This window comes from Paracoccus binzhouensis, assembly GCF_016446475.1.
Taxonomy (GTDB): domain Bacteria; phylum Pseudomonadota; class Alphaproteobacteria; order Rhodobacterales; family Rhodobacteraceae; genus Paracoccus; species Paracoccus binzhouensis.
In genome coordinates this window covers 1-15,898 of sequence record NZ_JAEHFP010000102.1, presented here as the reverse complement: position 1 = coordinate 15,898, position 15,898 = coordinate 1, and the positions used below count along the sequence as shown (strand labels likewise).

17 protein-coding genes, 1 tRNA gene, 2 pseudogenes and 1 other annotated feature are annotated in these 15,898 nt (G+C 65.8%); of the genes and pseudogenes, 14 read left to right on the top strand and 6 right to left on the bottom strand.

Annotation, left to right across the window (positions count from 1 at the left end; all coding sequences use genetic code 11):
* Nucleotides 1-366: 366 nt before the first annotated feature.
* The 6 genes from I9P22_RS18785 (at nt 367) to I9P22_RS18760 (ending at nt 5,705) form a co-directional block, all read left to right on the top strand.
* Complete coding sequence (locus I9P22_RS18785; protein WP_199261099.1) at nt 367-933, top strand: F0F1 ATP synthase subunit delta; 567 nt, start codon at nt 367-369, stop codon at nt 931-933.
* Entirely contained in the window at nt 933-2,468 is a 1,536-nt protein-coding gene (gene atpA / locus I9P22_RS18780; RefSeq protein ID WP_199261097.1) for a F0F1 ATP synthase subunit alpha, read from the top strand. Before I9P22_RS18785 ends, atpA begins: the two co-directional genes overlap by 1 nt.
* A gap of 12 nt (nt 2,469-2,480) precedes the next feature.
* Nucleotides 2,481-3,353: a F0F1 ATP synthase subunit gamma gene (locus I9P22_RS18775; RefSeq protein ID WP_199261094.1), complete on the top strand. Its 873-nt coding sequence runs from the start codon at nt 2,481-2,483 to the stop codon at nt 3,351-3,353.
* 18 nt (nt 3,354-3,371) lie between these two features.
* Nucleotides 3,372-4,796: a F0F1 ATP synthase subunit beta gene (gene atpD / locus I9P22_RS18770; RefSeq protein ID WP_199261092.1), complete on the top strand. Its 1,425-nt coding sequence runs from the start codon at nt 3,372-3,374 to the stop codon at nt 4,794-4,796.
* Nucleotides 4,797-4,805: 9 nt separating this feature from the next.
* Nucleotides 4,806-5,252 carry a F0F1 ATP synthase subunit epsilon gene (locus I9P22_RS18765; RefSeq protein WP_199261091.1) on the top strand — a complete coding sequence of 149 codons (447 nt, stop codon included), beginning with the start codon at nt 4,806-4,808 and terminating at the stop codon, nt 5,250-5,252.
* A gap of 102 nt (nt 5,253-5,354) precedes the next feature.
* Nucleotides 5,355-5,705, top strand: a complete 351-nt coding sequence (locus tag I9P22_RS18760) for an H-type lectin domain-containing protein (protein WP_233253472.1) — start codon at nt 5,355-5,357, stop codon at nt 5,703-5,705.
* A 5-nt stretch (nt 5,706-5,710) separates the two neighbouring features.
* Here I9P22_RS18760 and I9P22_RS18755 read toward each other — a convergent pair whose 3' ends face one another.
* On the bottom strand, nt 5,711-6,481 hold the full coding sequence (locus tag I9P22_RS18755) for an alpha/beta fold hydrolase (RefSeq protein WP_199261090.1): 771 nt from the start codon (nt 6,479-6,481) through the stop codon (nt 5,711-5,713).
* Nucleotides 6,478-7,077 carry a 2-hydroxychromene-2-carboxylate isomerase gene (locus I9P22_RS18750; protein WP_199261089.1) on the bottom strand — a complete coding sequence of 200 codons (600 nt, stop codon included), beginning with the start codon at nt 7,075-7,077 and terminating at the stop codon, nt 6,478-6,480. The genes I9P22_RS18755 and I9P22_RS18750 overlap by 4 nt, the downstream gene beginning before the upstream one ends.
* A gap of 81 nt (nt 7,078-7,158) precedes the next feature.
* On the opposite strand from I9P22_RS18750, the gene I9P22_RS18745 reads away from it, so the two are divergent.
* Nucleotides 7,159-8,178: a ribose-phosphate pyrophosphokinase gene (locus I9P22_RS18745; protein WP_199261088.1), complete on the top strand. Its 1,020-nt coding sequence runs from the start codon at nt 7,159-7,161 to the stop codon at nt 8,176-8,178.
* A gap of 79 nt (nt 8,179-8,257) precedes the next feature.
* On the opposite strand, the gene I9P22_RS18740 is transcribed toward I9P22_RS18745, so the two are convergent.
* From I9P22_RS18740 to I9P22_RS18730, 3 genes are all read right to left on the bottom strand, one after another.
* Nucleotides 8,258-8,710: a CoA-binding protein gene (locus tag I9P22_RS18740; protein ID WP_199261087.1), complete on the bottom strand. Its 453-nt coding sequence runs from the start codon at nt 8,708-8,710 to the stop codon at nt 8,258-8,260.
* 186 nt (nt 8,711-8,896) lie between these two features.
* Entirely contained in the window at nt 8,897-9,310 is a 414-nt protein-coding gene (locus I9P22_RS18735; RefSeq protein ID WP_199261086.1) for a YHS domain-containing (seleno)protein, read from the bottom strand.
* A gap of 100 nt (nt 9,311-9,410) precedes the next feature.
* Entirely contained in the window at nt 9,411-10,208 is a 798-nt protein-coding gene (locus I9P22_RS18730) for a TrmH family RNA methyltransferase (RefSeq protein WP_199261085.1), read from the bottom strand.
* Between the two features lie 162 nt (nt 10,209-10,370).
* Here I9P22_RS18730 and I9P22_RS18725 point away from each other — a divergent pair.
* From I9P22_RS18725 to I9P22_RS18705, 6 genes are all read left to right on the top strand, one after another.
* Nucleotides 10,371-10,454, top strand: a tRNA-Tyr gene (locus tag I9P22_RS18725).
* A gap of 233 nt (nt 10,455-10,687) precedes the next feature.
* A complete protein-coding gene (locus I9P22_RS24650; protein ID WP_233253471.1) occupies nt 10,688-11,092 on the top strand; it encodes a hypothetical protein in 405 nt (134 codons plus the stop codon).
* A gap of 64 nt (nt 11,093-11,156) precedes the next feature.
* Nucleotides 11,157-11,546, top strand: coding sequence for a hypothetical protein (locus I9P22_RS24645; RefSeq protein WP_233253470.1), 390 nt, complete (start codon nt 11,157-11,159; stop codon nt 11,544-11,546).
* Between the two features lie 171 nt (nt 11,547-11,717).
* Entirely contained in the window at nt 11,718-12,899 is a 1,182-nt protein-coding gene (locus tag I9P22_RS18715) for a plasmid recombination protein (RefSeq protein ID WP_233253469.1), read from the top strand.
* Between the two features lie 104 nt (nt 12,900-13,003).
* Complete coding sequence (locus I9P22_RS18710; protein WP_199261083.1) at nt 13,004-13,249, top strand: type II toxin-antitoxin system ParD family antitoxin; 246 nt, start codon at nt 13,004-13,006, stop codon at nt 13,247-13,249.
* Entirely contained in the window at nt 13,218-13,532 is a 315-nt protein-coding gene (locus I9P22_RS18705; protein ID WP_199261081.1) for a type II toxin-antitoxin system RelE/ParE family toxin, read from the top strand. The genes I9P22_RS18710 and I9P22_RS18705 overlap by 32 nt, the downstream gene beginning before the upstream one ends.
* Before the next feature lie 719 nt (nt 13,533-14,251).
* On the opposite strand, the pseudogene I9P22_RS18700 reads toward I9P22_RS18705, so the two are convergent.
* Nucleotides 14,252-15,374, bottom strand: a pseudogene (locus I9P22_RS18700) (IS3 family transposase); the annotation flags it as partial.
* Nucleotides 15,082-15,198: a sequence feature (AL1L pseudoknot), on the bottom strand. It overlaps the preceding pseudogene by 117 nt.
* A gap of 301 nt (nt 15,375-15,675) precedes the next feature.
* Here I9P22_RS18700 and I9P22_RS18695 point away from each other — a divergent pair.
* Nucleotides 15,676-15,801 (top strand): annotated as a pseudogene (locus I9P22_RS18695) (transposase); the annotation flags it as partial.
* Nucleotides 15,802-15,898 lie beyond the last annotated feature (97 nt).

Sequence of the window (15,898 nt, the reverse complement as noted above, 5' to 3'; positions counted from 1 at the left end):
CGCGGCCCCGCCGGCGGGCCGGGGGGCAATCCGGGCGGAGGCGCGGCGAATCCTCGGCCGACCTGAACCCGCCCTGAACCCGGCGCGACCCGGATCGCGCCCGCGCGCACCCGTGCGAGGAGCCCTGCGCTGCGGCTGTTTGCGCAATCGGCGGAAAACTCGGCATAGCAAGGGCGGAAACACTCTCATTTCCGTGTTCAAGGCGGTTGCGGCAGGGAAAATCACCTGCTAGAGACGCCGCAGATTTTCGGGAAGGCCCCAGCCCGATCCATGCCAGATCCTTGCCAGGGCCGACCCTTGACCCGCGCTCCGCGACTGACCGGCCCGCCAGCCGGCCCGCCAGCGGAGCTTGCGCTAACCGGAAGGATGACCGTGGCCAATTCCGCTTCGATTTCCGCTGATATCGCCGGGCGTTACGCACAGGCCCTGTTCGATCTGGTCCGGGATGCGGGCGGCATCGACGCCCTGTCCGCCCAGGTCGACGATCTGGCCTCGGCCTATGACGCCAGCGAGGATCTGCGCGACCTGACCGTCTCGCCCCTCTATGATCGTCAGCAGCAGGAAGCGGCGATCGGCACCCTGGCCGGGCGCATGGGCCTGTCGCCCGAACTGGCCAACACGCTGCGGCTGATGGCGAAAAACCGCCGGTTGTTCGCGCTGCCGCAGTTCATCGCCAAGCTGCGCGGCCTGATCGCCGATGCGCGCGGCGAGGTCACCGCCGACGTGGTCAGCGCCCAGGCGCTGAGCGACGAGCAGAAGACCCGCCTTGCGGACACGCTGGCCGCGAAATCGGGCAAGAAGGTGAAACTGAACGCGCGCGTCGATGAAAGCCTCATCGGCGGCATGATCGTCAAACTGGGCTCGCAGATGATCGACAGCTCGATCCGCTCGAAGCTCGCCTCCCTCCAGAATGCTATGAAAGAGGTCGGATAATGGGAATCCAGGCTGCCGAAATCTCGGCCATCCTTAAGGATCAGATCAAGAATTTCGGTCAGGACGCCGAGGTGGCCGAGGTCGGGCAGGTGCTGTCCGTCGGTGACGGCATCGCCCGCGTCTACGGCCTGGACAAGGTTCAGGCCGGCGAGATGGTCGAGTTCCCGGGCGGCATCCGCGGCATGGTGCTGAACCTTGAAACCGACAACGTCGGCGTCGTGATCTTCGGCGACGACCGCTCGATCAAGGAAGGCGATACCGTCAAGCGCACCGGCGCCATCGTGGAAGTCCCGACCGGCAAGGGCCTGCTGGGCCGCGTCGTCGACGCGCTCGGCAACCCGATCGACGGCAAGGGCCCGATCGCCGACCCGATCATGGCCATCGCCGACGTCAAGGCGCCCGGCATCATGCCGCGCAAATCGGTGCACGAGCCGATGGCGACCGGCCTGAAGTCGGTGGACGCCATGATCCCCGTCGGCCGCGGCCAGCGCGAGCTGATCATCGGCGACCGCCAGACCGGCAAGACCGCCATCGCCCTGGACACCATTCTGAACCAGGCGAACTACAACGGCCGCGAGGCCGATGGCATGAAGACCCTGCACTGCATCTATGTCGCCGTCGGCCAGAAGCGCTCGACCGTGGCCCAGCTGGTGAAGAAGCTGGAAGAGACCGGCGCCATGGCCTACACCACCGTGGTGGCCGCGACCGCCTCGGACCCGGCGCCGATGCAATACCTGGCGCCCTATTCGGCGACCGCCATGGGCGAATATTTCCGCGACAACGGCATGGATGCGCTCATCATCTATGACGACCTGTCGAAACAGGCCGTGGCCTATCGCCAGATGTCGCTGCTGCTGCGCCGTCCGCCGGGGCGCGAAGCCTATCCGGGCGACGTGTTCTACCTGCACTCGCGCCTGCTGGAGCGTTCGGCCAAGCTGAACGAGGCCAATGGCGCCGGTTCGCTGACCGCGCTGCCGATCATCGAAACGCAAGCGGGCGACGTGTCGGCCTATATCCCGACCAACGTGATCTCGATCACCGATGGCCAGATCTTCCTGGAAACCGAACTGTTCTTCCAGGGCATCCGCCCGGCCGTGAACACCGGCCTGTCGGTGTCGCGCGTCGGTTCGGCCGCCCAGACCAAGGCGATGAAATCGGTCGCCGGCCCGGTCAAGCTGGAACTGGCCCAGTATCGCGAGATGGCGGCATTCGCGCAGTTCGGCTCGGACCTCGACGCCGCGACGCAGAAGCTTCTGAACCGCGGTGCGCGCCTGACCGAGCTGATGAAGCAGCCGCAATATTCGCCGCTGACCAATGCCGAGATCGTCATCGTGATCTATGCCGGCACCAAGGGCTATCTGGACGGCATCCCGGTCGCCGACGTGACCCGTTGGGAACAGGGCCTGATCCAGTACCTGCGCAACCAGAAGGCCGATCTGCTGGACGACATGACCCGGAACGACCGCAAGGTGGCGGGCGATCTGGAGGATGCGATCAAGGCGGCGCTGGACGGTTACGCCAAGACCTACGCCTGAGGGGGGTGACAGATGCCCAGCCTCAAGGATCTCAAGAACCGGATCGGCAGCGTCAAGAACACGCGCAAGATCACCAAGGCGATGCAGATGGTCGCCGCCGCGAAACTGCGCCGCGCGCAGGAAGCGGCGGAGGCGGCGCGTCCCTATGCCGAGCGGATGAACGCGGTGATCGCCGGGCTGACCGCTGCGGCGGCCGGCTCGGACATGGCGCCGCGGCTGCTGACCGGTAGCGGCGAGGACCGCCGGCACCTGCTGGTGGTGCTGACCTCGGAACGCGGGCTTGCCGGCGGGTTCAACTCGTCCATCGTCAAGCTCGCCCGCCAGCGCCTGCTGGACCTGCAGGCGCAGGGCAAGCAGGTGGAAATCCTGACCGTCGGCAAGAAGGGCCGCGAGCAGCTCAAGCGCGAATACGGCAGCCTCTTCGTGAATCACGTGGATCTCAGCGAGGTCAAGCGCATCGGCTACGAGAACGCGCGCCAGATCGCCGACGAGATCCTCGACCGGTTCGAGGCGGGGCAGTTCGACGTGGCGACGCTGTTCTACAACCGCTTCGAATCCGTCATCAGCCAGGTTCCGACCGCCCGGCAGGTCATCCCCGCCGTGGTCGAGGAGGGCGAGGCCGCGGCCTCGGCGCTCTACGATTACGAGCCGGATGAGCATGCGATCCTGAACGACCTGCTGCCGCGTTCGGTGGCGACGCAGGTCTTCGCGGCGCTGCTGGAAAACGCGGCCTCCGAGCAGGGCGCGCGGATGACCGCCATGGACAACGCCACCCGCAACGCCGGCGACATGATCGACCGCCTGACCACCGAGTACAACCGCTCGCGTCAGGCCGCGATCACCAAGGAACTGATTGAAATCATCTCGGGCGCAGAGGCGCTCTGACACGTAGGGGTTAAACACATGGCAGAGGCCAAAGGAAAAATCACGCAGGTGATCGGCGCCGTGGTCGACGTGCAGTTCGACGGGCAGCTTCCCGCGATTCTGAACGCTCTGGAAACCGAGAACAACGGCAAGCGCCTGGTGCTGGAAGTGGCCCAGCACCTGGGCGAGAACACCGTCCGTACCATCGCCATGGACGCGACCGAGGGCCTGGTCCGCGGTCTGCCGGTGCGCGACACCGGCGGCCCGATCACCGTCCCGGTGGGCGACGCGACGCTGGGCCGCATCATCAACGTCGTGGGCGAGCCGGTGGACGAGGGCGCCCCGATCGAGACGGCCGAGAAGCGCGCCATCCACCAGCCGGCCCCGGACTTCGCCCAGCAGGCGACGGCTTCGGAGATCCTGGTCACCGGCATCAAGGTCATCGACCTGCTGGCGCCCTATTCCAAGGGCGGCAAGATCGGCCTGTTCGGCGGCGCCGGCGTGGGCAAGACGGTTCTGATCATGGAACTGATCAACAACATCGCCAAGGTGCATTCGGGCTATTCGGTCTTCGCCGGCGTCGGCGAACGGACCCGCGAGGGCAACGACCTCTATCACGAGATGGTGGAATCGGGCGTCATCAAGCCCGACAACCTGTCCGAATCGCAGGTGGCGCTGGTCTATGGCCAGATGAACGAGCCTCCGGGGGCGCGGATGCGCGTGGCGCTGACCGGCCTGACCCTGGCCGAGCAGTTCCGCGACGCCACCGGCACCGACGTTCTGTTCTTCGTCGACAACATCTTCCGCTTCACGCAGGCCGGTTCGGAAGTGTCGGCGCTCTTGGGCCGCATCCCCTCGGCCGTGGGCTACCAGCCGACGCTGGCCACCGACATGGGCGCGATGCAGGAACGCATCACCTCGACCAAGAATGGCTCGATCACCTCGATCCAGGCCGTCTATGTTCCGGCCGACGACCTGACCGACCCGGCGCCGGCCACGACCTTCGCCCACCTCGACGCCACCACGGTGCTGTCGCGGGCGATCTCGGAACTGGGCATCTACCCGGCTGTGGACCCGCTCGACTCGAACTCGCGGATCCTCGATCCGGCCATCGTCGGCGAGGAGCATTACAAGGTCGCCCGCGACGTCCAGGGCATCCTGCAGAAATACAAGTCGCTGCAGGACATCATCGCCATCCTCGGCATGGACGAGCTGTCCGAGGAGGACAAGCTGACCGTGGCCCGCGCCCGCAAGATCCAGCGCTTCCTGTCGCAGCCCTTCGACGTGGCCAAGGTCTTCACCGGCTCGGACGGCGTGCAGGTGCCGCTGGAGGACACGATCAAGTCCTTCAAGGCGGTCGTGGCCGGCGAATACGACCACCTGCCGGAAGCGGCCTTCTACATGGTCGGCGGCATCGAGGACGTGAAAGCCAAGGCCGCGCGTCTTGCCGCTGACGCGGCGTAAGGGGGCGACATGGCCGACACGATGCAGTTCGACCTCGTCTCGCCGGAACGGAACCTGGTTTCCGTGCCGGTGCGCGAGGTGCGCCTGCCCGGCGCCGATGGCGACCTGACGGCGATGCCCGGCCATGCGCCGGCCATCGTCAACCTGCGCCCCGGCCTGGTGACCGTGGTGGCGGGCGACGGGTCCGAGACGGAATTCGCGGTGACCGGCGGCTTCGCCGAGATCAACAACGAATCCGTCACCCTGCTGGCCGAGCGCGGGCATCCCCGCGCCGAGATGACGCAGGAGGTCTTCAACGAGATGATGGCCCAGGCGCATCGCCGCGTGCAGGCCGCCAAGGAGCGCGAATCCGCCGGAGAGGAACTGGTCGCCGCCGCGGTCAAGCTCTTGGCCGACATGGAGGCGCTCGGCACCCATATCGGGCTTGATCCGAACCATGCGAATTTCCCGCATTAAGGCGGACATTGCCTGAAAAGACAGAAAGCCCCGGAGGTTCCGGGGCTTTATTAATGCGTTCTCTGGTCATTTCATGTCGCTTTGGGGGAGGAGGAGCGGGACTTGAGACGTTTTGGCCATTTCGCCGTCGGGGTCGCCACGGGCTCGACCGAGATGTTTTCGGCCTTCGAAAGCGGCGGCCCGATGTGGACGGGCCAGGGTCCGCGGGTCGAGACCCAGCGCGTGCGCTTCGACGAAAGCTTCGCCGAGCCCCCGGTCGTGCATGTCGGGCTGAGCATGTGGGATGTGGACCGCAACGCCAATCAGCGCGCCGACATCCAGGCGGTGGACATCACCACCGACGGGTTCGAGCTGCAGTTCCGCACCTGGGGCGACACCCGCGTCGCCCGGGTGCGGGCCAGTTGGATGGCCATCGGCCCGGTCCGGCACGAGGACGACTGGGATCTGGACTGACCCGTTCAGGCGCGGTCGAGGTTCAGCCCGATCAGTTCGGCTACCTGCCGCGGATGGGTGATCGGCAGCATGTGGCCGGCCCCGGGCACGCGGGCGCGGCCGACATCCGGCAGCCGCGCCGCCAGCGCATCGGCGATGGCCGGGATCACCGGCGGCGACTCGGCCCCCATGACGATCAGCACCGGGGCGTCGATGGCCTCGAGCCCGCCGGCGCGCAGGATGTCGGCGGTGTCGTGGCGCAGCGCATCGTTGCTGGCCTGGACCAGGTGGATCTGCCGCGCCAGCCGCGCCTGACCGGCGGGGGTCTGGGATTGCCAGTCGAGCCCGCCCCAGACGCCCAGGAAGGCCTGCGCCGCCTCGGCATCGGCGCCGGCGGCCAGCCGCGCCGCGACATCGTCCAGCAGCGCGTCGTTCATGGCTTCGGGCGCGGCGGCGAACAGCACCGGCTCGATCAGGGTCAGGCTGCGCACCGCCTCGGGCGCCGCCACGGCGATGCGCAGGGCGACGGTGGCGCCCATGCTGTGCCCGATCAGGTCCAGCGGCCGGTCGATCAGCGCCGCCGCCTGCCGGGTCACGAAGGTATGGTAATCGGGCGGCCCGCCGTCCCAATCGGGGCTCTGGCCATGGCCGGGCAGGTCGGGCGCGGCGATCTGCACGCGGTCGCGCAGATCCGCGGCGATCGGCTTCCAGTAGCTGGCATTGCCCATCATGCAATGCAGCGCCAGGGCCGGGCGATCCGGATGGCCCGGCCAGCGCCTCAGATGCAGCCCGCTCACAGGCTTGCCAGGTGCCGGTCGAGGAAATCCAGCCGGTCCTGGCCCCAGAACCGCTCGCCGTTTTCGCGCACCACATAGAAGGGCGCGCCGAAGACGCCGGCCTCGACCGCCTGTTCCAGGTTGCGGCCGAAGGTCTCGGCCCCGACGAATAGGCCCTTGTCGGCAAGATCGGGGTCGAAGCCTGCGGCGGCCAGCTTGGCGCGGATCACCGCGTCGTCGGCGATGTCGGCCTCTTCGGCCCAGACGCCGCGCAGGAAGCCCTGTACCAGCCCGGCCAGATCGCCACCGCCGGTCTGTTGCGCGGCGATGATGGCATAGGAGGAGGGTGCCGGGTTCACCGGCCAGAAGGCGGGTTTCAGGTTCAGCGGCATGCCCAGATGCCGGGACCAGCGCCGCAGCTCCTGCGCGCGGTATTCCATGCGCGAGGGGTGGCGGTCCGCGGGCCGCACGCCGCCGGTGCGGTCGAAAAGCTGCAGCAGGTCCACGGGCTTGTAGGTGATCGCGGCCCCGTGGCGGGCGGCGATCTGCTCCAGCCGGTCTCCGGCCAGATAGGCCCAGGGGCTGGGTGTGCCGAAGTAATAGTCGATATGCGCCATGAGCGTGCCTCCGGGGTTTGCGGGCAAGCTAGCCCGGTGCTAAGCGGGGTGCAATCGCACGAATCCAGACAGGGAAAGCCCATGCCGGCCATGACCGAACCGAAGCTCATCGCGGGGAATGCGAACCGGCCTCTGGCCAATGCCATCGCCCGGCGCATGTCGATGCATCGCGGGATGAACGTCGCCCCCATCGAAGCGCGGGTCGAGCGCTTCAACGATCAGGAAATCTTCGTCGAGGTCTATGAGAACGTCCGCGGCGAGGACATGTTCATCATCCAGCCGACCTCGAACCCGGCCAATGACAACCTGATGGAACTGCTGATCGTGACGGATGCGCTGAAGCGTTCGTCGGCAGCGCGCATCACCGCGGTGATCCCCTATTTCGGCTATGCCCGCCAGGACCGCCGCGCCAAGGCCCGCACGCCGATCAGCGCCAAGCTGGTCGCCAACCTGCTGACCGAGGCGGGGGTGGATAGGGTGCTGACGCTGGACCTGCACGCGGCGCAGATCCAGGGCTTCTTCGACATTCCGGTGGACAACCTCTATGCCGCGCCGGTCTTTGCGCTGGACATCAAGCACCATTTCCGCGACCGGCTGTCGGATCTGATGGTGATCTCGCCCGATGTGGGCGGCGTGGCGCGGGCGCGGGAACTGGCGCAACGCATCGGCGCGCCCTTGGCCATCGTCGACAAGCGCCGCGAGAAGCCGGGCGAGGTGGCCGAGATGACGGTGATCGGTGACGTGACCGGCAAGACCTGCATCATCGTCGACGACATCTGCGATACCGCCGGCACGCTGTGCAAGGCCGCACAGGTGCTGACCGAGCACGGCGCGACCGAGGTGCATGCCTATATCACCCATGGCGTCCTGTCCGGCCCGGCGGTCGAGCGGGTGCAGGGCTCGGTGATGAAATCGCTGGTCATCACCGATTCCATCGAGCCGACCGAGAAGGTCAAGGCCGCCTCGAACATCCGCATCGTGCCGACGGCGCCGATGTTCGCCCAGGCGATCTTGAACATCTGGAACGGCACTTCGGTCAGCTCGCTTTTCGAGGTGGATACGCTGGGGCCGATCTACGAAGGGCTCTATTCGGCCGTCTGACCCGGCCGTCGCCGCCGCCCGGACTGCAAAAGGCCCCGGTAACCCGCCGGGGCCTTTCCCATGCTGCAGGCAGCGCGTTCTACAGGAAGCGCGGGAACTCGATCTTGGGGCAGCGGTTCTCGATCACCGTCAGCCCCCTTGCCCGGGCGCGGTTGGCCGCCTGCGGATGGTTGATGCCCAGCTGCATCCAGATCGTGCGCAGCCGGGGCAGGCTGCGCAGCGCCTGGTCCACGATGCCGGGCACTGCCTCGGCGCGGCGGAAGATGTCCACCATGTCCACCCCGGCCTCGGGCGGAATGGTGCGCAGATCGGCATAGACATGCTCGTCGAGAATGGTGCCGCCCGCATGGCCGGGATTGACCGGAATCACGCGGAAGCCCTGCGATTTCAGGTAGCGGGCGACACCCCAGGATGGTCGGGCCTCGTTCGGCGACAGGCCGACGATGGCGATGCAGCGCGTGCTGCGGGCGATGCGGGAAATGTCCTCATCGACCGGCGACGTGCCGATATCGCGAAGTACTGCCAGGTTCATCTGATCCTCCCCCAAGATCTCAACCGAAAGTGGCATGGAAAAAGCGCCCGGTCCAGAGGTCTGGCCGGGCGCAAGTCGCGGAACGAGGGACAGTGATCTGAACATGACCGTTCCGTGGCCATGTCCGCTAAATAAATGGGAACCGTGGCCAAAAGGTTCCACCCCTCTCGCAGGATTGTGAAGATTTCAGGGGTTCATCCGCGTCCAGAAGGCCTTTGCGCGCATCAGGATATGCTGCGGATCGGCAAGAAGCCGCTGACGTGCCTGTTCCGTACGCAGGAAATAGGTGCGCTGGCCGATGACGACGAAATAGCGCGGATTGCCCGGCTCGGACCGGCCCTCGGACAGGGCCACGACGCAAAGCCCGCCAAGGCCTGGCGCGTAAGCCCCCGGATTGGCTTCGAAAAGATTGCGGTTCCGCTCGCTGGCGAAATGCCATGCCTTGCCGCGCCACAGCGTCACCAGGTCCGAGCGCCCCGGCACCGCGGCATTCTCGGTCCCGTAGGAAACCGGGTCCATGCCGTCCAGTGCCCAATCCTGCGCCACTGCCGCGGGAACGGGCAGGGAAAGCAGCAGGCTGGCAAGAAGCGGACGAATCATGATGACCGGGGATACAGGGGGCGCATTTCTGCATCTGGCAAATCGACCGGCGATTCTCAACCGCGCCAGGCGGGTTCTAGCAGCGATGTGATCCCGGCGCTCAACTGCGTGAGGCGGCATAGAGCGCCACCGCCGCGGCGTTCGAGACGTTGAGCGAGCCGAAATCCGCCGCGAAGGGAATGCGCAGGATGCGGTCGCAGGTCAGGCGCGTGCGCTCGCGCAGGCCGGGGCCCTCGGCGCCCAGCACCAGGCAGATCGGCCGGCCCGAGAGCTGTTCCAGCGCCTCGGGCAAGGTTTCCCGCCCAGTGCCGTCCAGGCCCAGGATTGCGTAGCCCATGCCCTGCAACTCGATCAACGCATCGGCCAGGTTGGTGACGCGCAGATAGGGCTGGCGCTCCAGCGCGCCCGAGGCGGTCTTGGCCAGCGCCCCGGTCTCGGGCGCGGCATGGCGCGAGGGCGCGATGACCGCGCGCGCCCCGAACACTTCGGCCGAGCGCAGGATCGCCCCGACATTATGCGGATCGGTGACCCGGTCCAACGCCACCAGCAACGGCCGGCCGGGGCCCGACAGCGCCAGATCGGCCAGGCTGCCCCATTTCAGCGGCCTCACCTCCAGCGCAGCGCCCTGGTGGACGCTTTCCGGCGGCAGCGGCACGCTGCGCTCGAAGATCCGGGCATCGGTGATCTCGGGTGCGAGATCGCCGGGCAGGGGCCCCAGCCGGTCGAGGGCGTTGCGGGTGACGACGAGCCGCAGCTTCTCGCGCCGGGGATTGGCGAGCGCGTCGCGCACCGCGTGCAGGCCGAACAGCCAGACAGTTTCGGTCGCGGCGGCGCGGCGGGCGCGTTCCTTGTCGACCACCCAGGCGGGTTTCTTGGATTTCTGAGCTTTCTCTGCCATGTCGCAATCCCGGTTCCTGTTTCGACTGCGCAGAATTCCCCGCCGAATGCAAGTTTTCCGGCTTTGACGGGGCGGGTTCGGCGGCTGAAAAAACTCGCCGCATACCGCTTGACGCCCTGATCCGGCCGGGCTAATCACCCCCTCACGCCGAGAGCGTTCGGCGGGCGACGTGCTGCAAGGTGCGGCAGCGGACTGTAACTCCGCCGGGGAGACCCATGCCTGGTTCGATTCCAGGGTCGCCCACCACTTCTTCTGAAAACTGAACGAGATCAACGAAGTGGTGCCCCGCATTCGTGCAACGCGGCAGCATGCAAATCAATGGGTCATGACGCAGGTGTCCCGCAGTTTTGCGGCTTGCCCCCTGCGCAAAAGAAAACCGTCGGAGGAGCTGGCACTCCATCCGACGGCACTGTCAAAGGTCTTCTGACAAAAGAATATGTCACAGCTTCCCGCCGCGCAACCCCGTGGGGAGGTGCGGCATGAGCTGGAAGGTTGCGAATCTGTGCGCCGCGCGGCGCTTCGGTAGTCCGGTGCGAAAGCAGATCATCATGTTTCTGGCCGACAAGGCCAGTGATGACGGGTCGGGCATCTGGTGTCCCAAGGGAACCATCCAACGGCATACCGAGCTTGGCGAAACCACCGTCAAGCGCACGATCAACGAATTCCTGGACGAAGGCATCCTGATCGAGACCGGCCGCCGTGCCTGCAAGAACGGTTTTACCGTCGTCTATCGCATTTCCCTTGCCGCTGTCCGCACCTTGGAGAGCATTGCCGAACCCGATGATGAGACGGGGTCCACAGAGGACGGGGTCTACCGTGAACCCGGAACGGGGTCCGCCGCGGACCCGGTACCCCCGTCCACAGCGGACCCCAAACCATCCTGAAACCATCCATAAGCCATCTTCGCGCGCGCGTGCACGCGAGGCGGCGGAGGAATCTCTGGAGATATTGAAGGCCTATCCCGCCGACCGATATCGCGACGAAGCGGCCTGCCTGCATCATGTCGAAGCTGCCATGCAGGAGGTCGGGCATGAAAAGCTTCTCTCCGCTGTAAAGCGCTATGCGCTGGAGACTGCAGGCTATACGCGCTCAAAGGTCTGCTTCTCGGATAACTGGTTCAGGGTGGGCCGCTGGCGCGATTACATCGCGGACGAGCCGGAATCACCTCCTGAACCGACCCCGGCACATGCGGCAAAAACTGCCGACTGGATCAAATCCCGTCACCCTTTGTGTCGAACGCTCAGCGTTGGGCAGGTCCGCATGGCGCTGGACCTGGCGCTGGTTTCCCGCAGCGAAGTGTGCTCTGCAAGCTTCAACGAAGGCTTGCGTTATGTCTGAGCGTAGCGGGAAATCTATCTTCGTGCACAAGCAGACCTATTCGCGCAAGGGTAACAGCAAGAGCCGGTCCGTCAGCGAGATCGCGCAGGAGGCCGAGCGGCTGGACGGGGCCTGCCCGCATGTCGGGACCCGCAGCCGCCCACCATCCTCGAAGGCATGCGGCCTTCGGAGGTGGTCGCGCTGATCGAGCAGCGCATTGCCGAACAGAACAGGCTTGTGCGCCGGTTGCGCAAGGAGCACCCGGACTGGAAGGAGGCGCTGCGGAGCATCCGCAGCGACACCCACGTGATGATCGGCAGCGTGTTCAGCTTCCCCGATCCGGTCGGGGAATTGGACCAAGTCGAATACCTGTGCTGGCGCAGAGACGTGATCGCCTTCGCCAAGGTCGATGCGGCGCGTAACGCGGCCGAGGTGCTGAGCATCATCGAGCATCTCGATGAAGCCCACCCGCATGTGCATGTCCTGGCGGTGCCCCTCTGTGCAGATAACAATCTGCGCATGGACGCCAAGCGCTGCCAAGAAGGCTTTCGGACTCAGAGCGAACATGCGCAGAAAGGCTGGTCCGGCTCGCCATCGCGCAGCTACAAGCAGGCGATGCGCGGCTGGCAGGACCGCTATCATGCCGAGGTCGGCGCGAAGTATGGGCAGGCCCGCACGGGGCCGCGCCGCCGCCGTCTGGACCGCGCAGCGTGGAAGGCCGAACAGGAGCGGCTGAAGGCGCAGAAGGAGGCAGAGATTGCCGTCGAACGTGCTGCAGAAGCCCGTCGCCTTGCCGACGAGGAGGAGCGCCACCGCGATGCGGTCATGCAGGGCACGGTCGCCAGCCGGCTTCGGGAGGCCGAGGCGGTGCATGCCATCGCGACCGGCGGGCTGATCGCCGCGATCCGGCAGGTCGATCCCGACCCGGTGCTGCTGGGGTGGCTGGAGACCCCCGGACAGATGGGCAGCTGGACGAACCACGACGCGGATCGCAACCGCGAGATGTCCCTCGCGCTGGCGCCGGTGCTCAGCGACGGATTGGAAGCGCTGCGCCAGCCACCGGTAGGACCGGGGTTGCTCGAAGGGCTCTCCGGTTTCCTGCGCGGGGTCGCGGGCTGGGTCAATCGCCTCGCCGATACCAGCCCGCGCTGGCTGAAATGGCCGGAAACCGTGGCCTATGTGGCCCATGGGGCGAAGCAGGCATTCGGCACGACTTACACGGCCTCGACCCTGGCCGGGGTCATCGAAGCCTCCCCGGCATGGCAGTCCTTCACCGGCAAGGCGAGGGCGCGGCTGGATCAGGCGCGGGCGGTGCAAGCGCTGGCCAACCCGCACGATCTTAGGCCAGACGCTTCATCGCAACGGAGCATATGACAGCATGCGTTTATGCCAATATGCCCATCCGGCGGCGGAGAGCCGGCAATTGCGGCTGATACGATTTCTTGGTGATATCCGGTATAGACGCGCAGGAGGCCCGCATGTCCCGCAACACATCGGTTTCGCTCGGCGATCACTTCGTCAGCTTCATCGACGCGCAGGTGAAGGGCGGCCGTTATGGCTCGGCCAGCGACGTGGTGCGGGCGGGGCTGCGGCTTCTGGAGGAGCACGAGGCCAAGGTAAAGGCGTTGCAGGACGCCCTGATCGCCGGAGAGGACTCCGGCCGGGCGGAAGGCTTCGACCTCGACCAGTTCATTGCCCGCAAGATGGCCGGTCGCGACGCATGAAGGCGTTGGCCTTCACCGTCGCGGCCACGGCGATCTGGAGGAGTTCTGGGACCATACGGAGGGCGAATGGGGCCTCGCGCAAGCCCGGCGCTATGTGCAGGAGCTGCGCGATACCTGCCACGCGCTGGCATCGGGCGAGAGGCGCAGCAGAAAAGTTGACGTTCGGCCTGGCTATCTGAAGTGCCTGAGCGGATCGCATATCATCTTCTTCCGGGATTTGGGCGACACGCTGGAAATCGTCCGCATCCTGCACGGCGCGCAGGACGCCGAGCGGCATCTATGACGGGACAGGCAAGGGCATGAGCGGATTGCAATATTGGCATATGCGCCTGTGGAGATGGAGGGCCTGGTGATGAAACTTATCTGCTCGGCGAATATCCGGTCCTGGCGCGGCTCGCGGCCGGCAGGACCAAGGCGACAGGTCTCGACGCACGCGCTTGTCGTCGGCTGTATACACCGGCTACGGGCGACGATTTGCGCGCGATGGGGCCGAGGGAGCGCCGGTTCTACGACAGGCTGACTCTGACCGACGCCGGCGAGCCAATTGCAGCCCTTCAGGCACGTGTCAGGGCCGCCGGCTTCCGACGTATGCCTGACGAACAGGCCTTTCTGGACGATCTGTCCGGGGGCATCTGATCGACGCAGAAGCGCGCAGCAGGGCGGGTTAGCCTGTAGGCTAGGATGGGCTACTTTTCGCGATTTCGCCAAATATTAGTGACCGACTATTATTTTGCGGGACCCGGTGCAAAGCACCACCCGCAACATGTCGGACCCAGTGCTGCGCCCCGGTACCCAGCTTTCTTTGCCCATGAAGAAGATAGATTCCCCCCTGATGTCGCCCGATGGGCGGCCGCAACCAATTACGGATGAAGCGCCAACAGCTCCTGTCCGAACTGGTGCAGCGGCATGACCTCGATGCCGTTCGGCAGCGGGAAGGCCTCGTCCCCCGGATAGACCACGAAGTGACCCGCGCCGGTTTTGCCGGAGGCTGATTTGGGTTAGTTACGCGGCCAGGGGATCAGTTTCCATAGCCGCGTAGAAGTTTGCCTCTGCTTCCGCTGGCGGGATGTTCCCGAGCGGCTCGGGCAGGCGGCGGTTGTTGAACCAGTCCACCCATTCCAGCGTGTCGTATTCGACGGCCTCGAAACTGCGCCAGGGTCCACGTCGATGGATGACCTCGGCTTTGAACAGACCGTTGATCGTCTCGGCCAAGGCGTTGTCATAGCTGTCGCCGACGCTGCCGACGGAAGGTTCAATGCCGGCCTCGCCCAGCCTCTCGGTGTATTTGATCGACAGGTATTGCGACCCGCGGTCGGAATGGTGAACGAGCCCCGCGCCCTTGACCGGGCGGCGATCATGGACCGCCTGTTCGAGAGCATCGAGCACGAAGCCTGCATGGGCGGAAGCGCTGACACGCCCGTCGACGATCCGCCGGGCATAGGCGTCGATGACAAACGCCACATAGGCAAAACCCTTCCAGGTGGCGACATAGGTGAACCGAAGGTCCGCGAAGCGAAATCGCTGACCCAGAGCATGTTCGGCGCGGCCACCCGGAACTGCCGATTCACCTTGTCCAACGGGCATGGAGCCTTCTTGTCCGGCACCGTCGTTCTATGCGGCTTGCCGCGGATAATGCCTTGAATACCCATGCCCTTCATCAGCCGTGCCACCGTGCATCGGGCAATATCGAAGCCGTCCCGACCAAGCTGCCGCCAGACCTTGCGCACGCCGTAGACGCGCCGGATCTCGGGCTGTAACGCCGCGTCGCGCCGGGCACGCTCCGACTGCCGATCCGGATCGGCCCGCTTCGCCAGATGATCGTAATAGGTGGACGGGGCGATCGGCAGAACCCTGCAGATCGGCTCGACCCCGTGTTCACCACGCTGATCGTCGATGAACCCGACCATCACTTCGACCGGCGGTCGAGCTCCGCCATCGCAAAATACGCTGATGCCTTGCGCAGGATCTCGTTCGCCTGACGCAACTCGCGGTTCTCCCGCTCCAGCGCCTTCATCTTCTCGGCCATCTCGGTCGGGATGCCCGCGCGCTTGCCGCTGTCGACCTCGGCCTTCCTGACCCACTCGTTCAGGGCGTGGGGCGCGCAACCAATCTTCGCGGAAATCGACATAAACTTGTTCGTCGTCTTGCTCATGATGCTCCATCCTACTCAGGAGTTGGAGCACCCGGCAAACCCGGCGCGGGTCAGGAAGCATGTCCGCATCCACCTACCGGTGGGGCCAGAGGACAAGGATTTCGCCAACTACTACCATGCGGCGCGGGCAGGTGAGAAATGGCTTCCTGCTGTTCCGAAGGCGGTCAAGGGCTCGATTGACTGGCTCTGTGCGGAATATCTGTCCTTTATCGAGCGCATGCTCGAGGCCGAGCAGATGTCGCCCGCAACGCTGAAGCAACGGCGCAGCGTCTTGCGTCGCATCGAGATCATGTTCGGCAGACTGAAAGATTGGCGCCGGGTTGCCATCCGCTATGACAGGTGTCCGAAGGTCTTCCTTTCCGCCATCGCCCTGGCAGCTACCGTCATGTTCTGGCTATGATCCAAGAACGAGATGCCGTAACGGGGCCTGCGTCGGGACTCGCCCGTTACCGTTGCCAGATCGAGGGCAAGCTGGCGCCATTCCCGTATCGGATCCA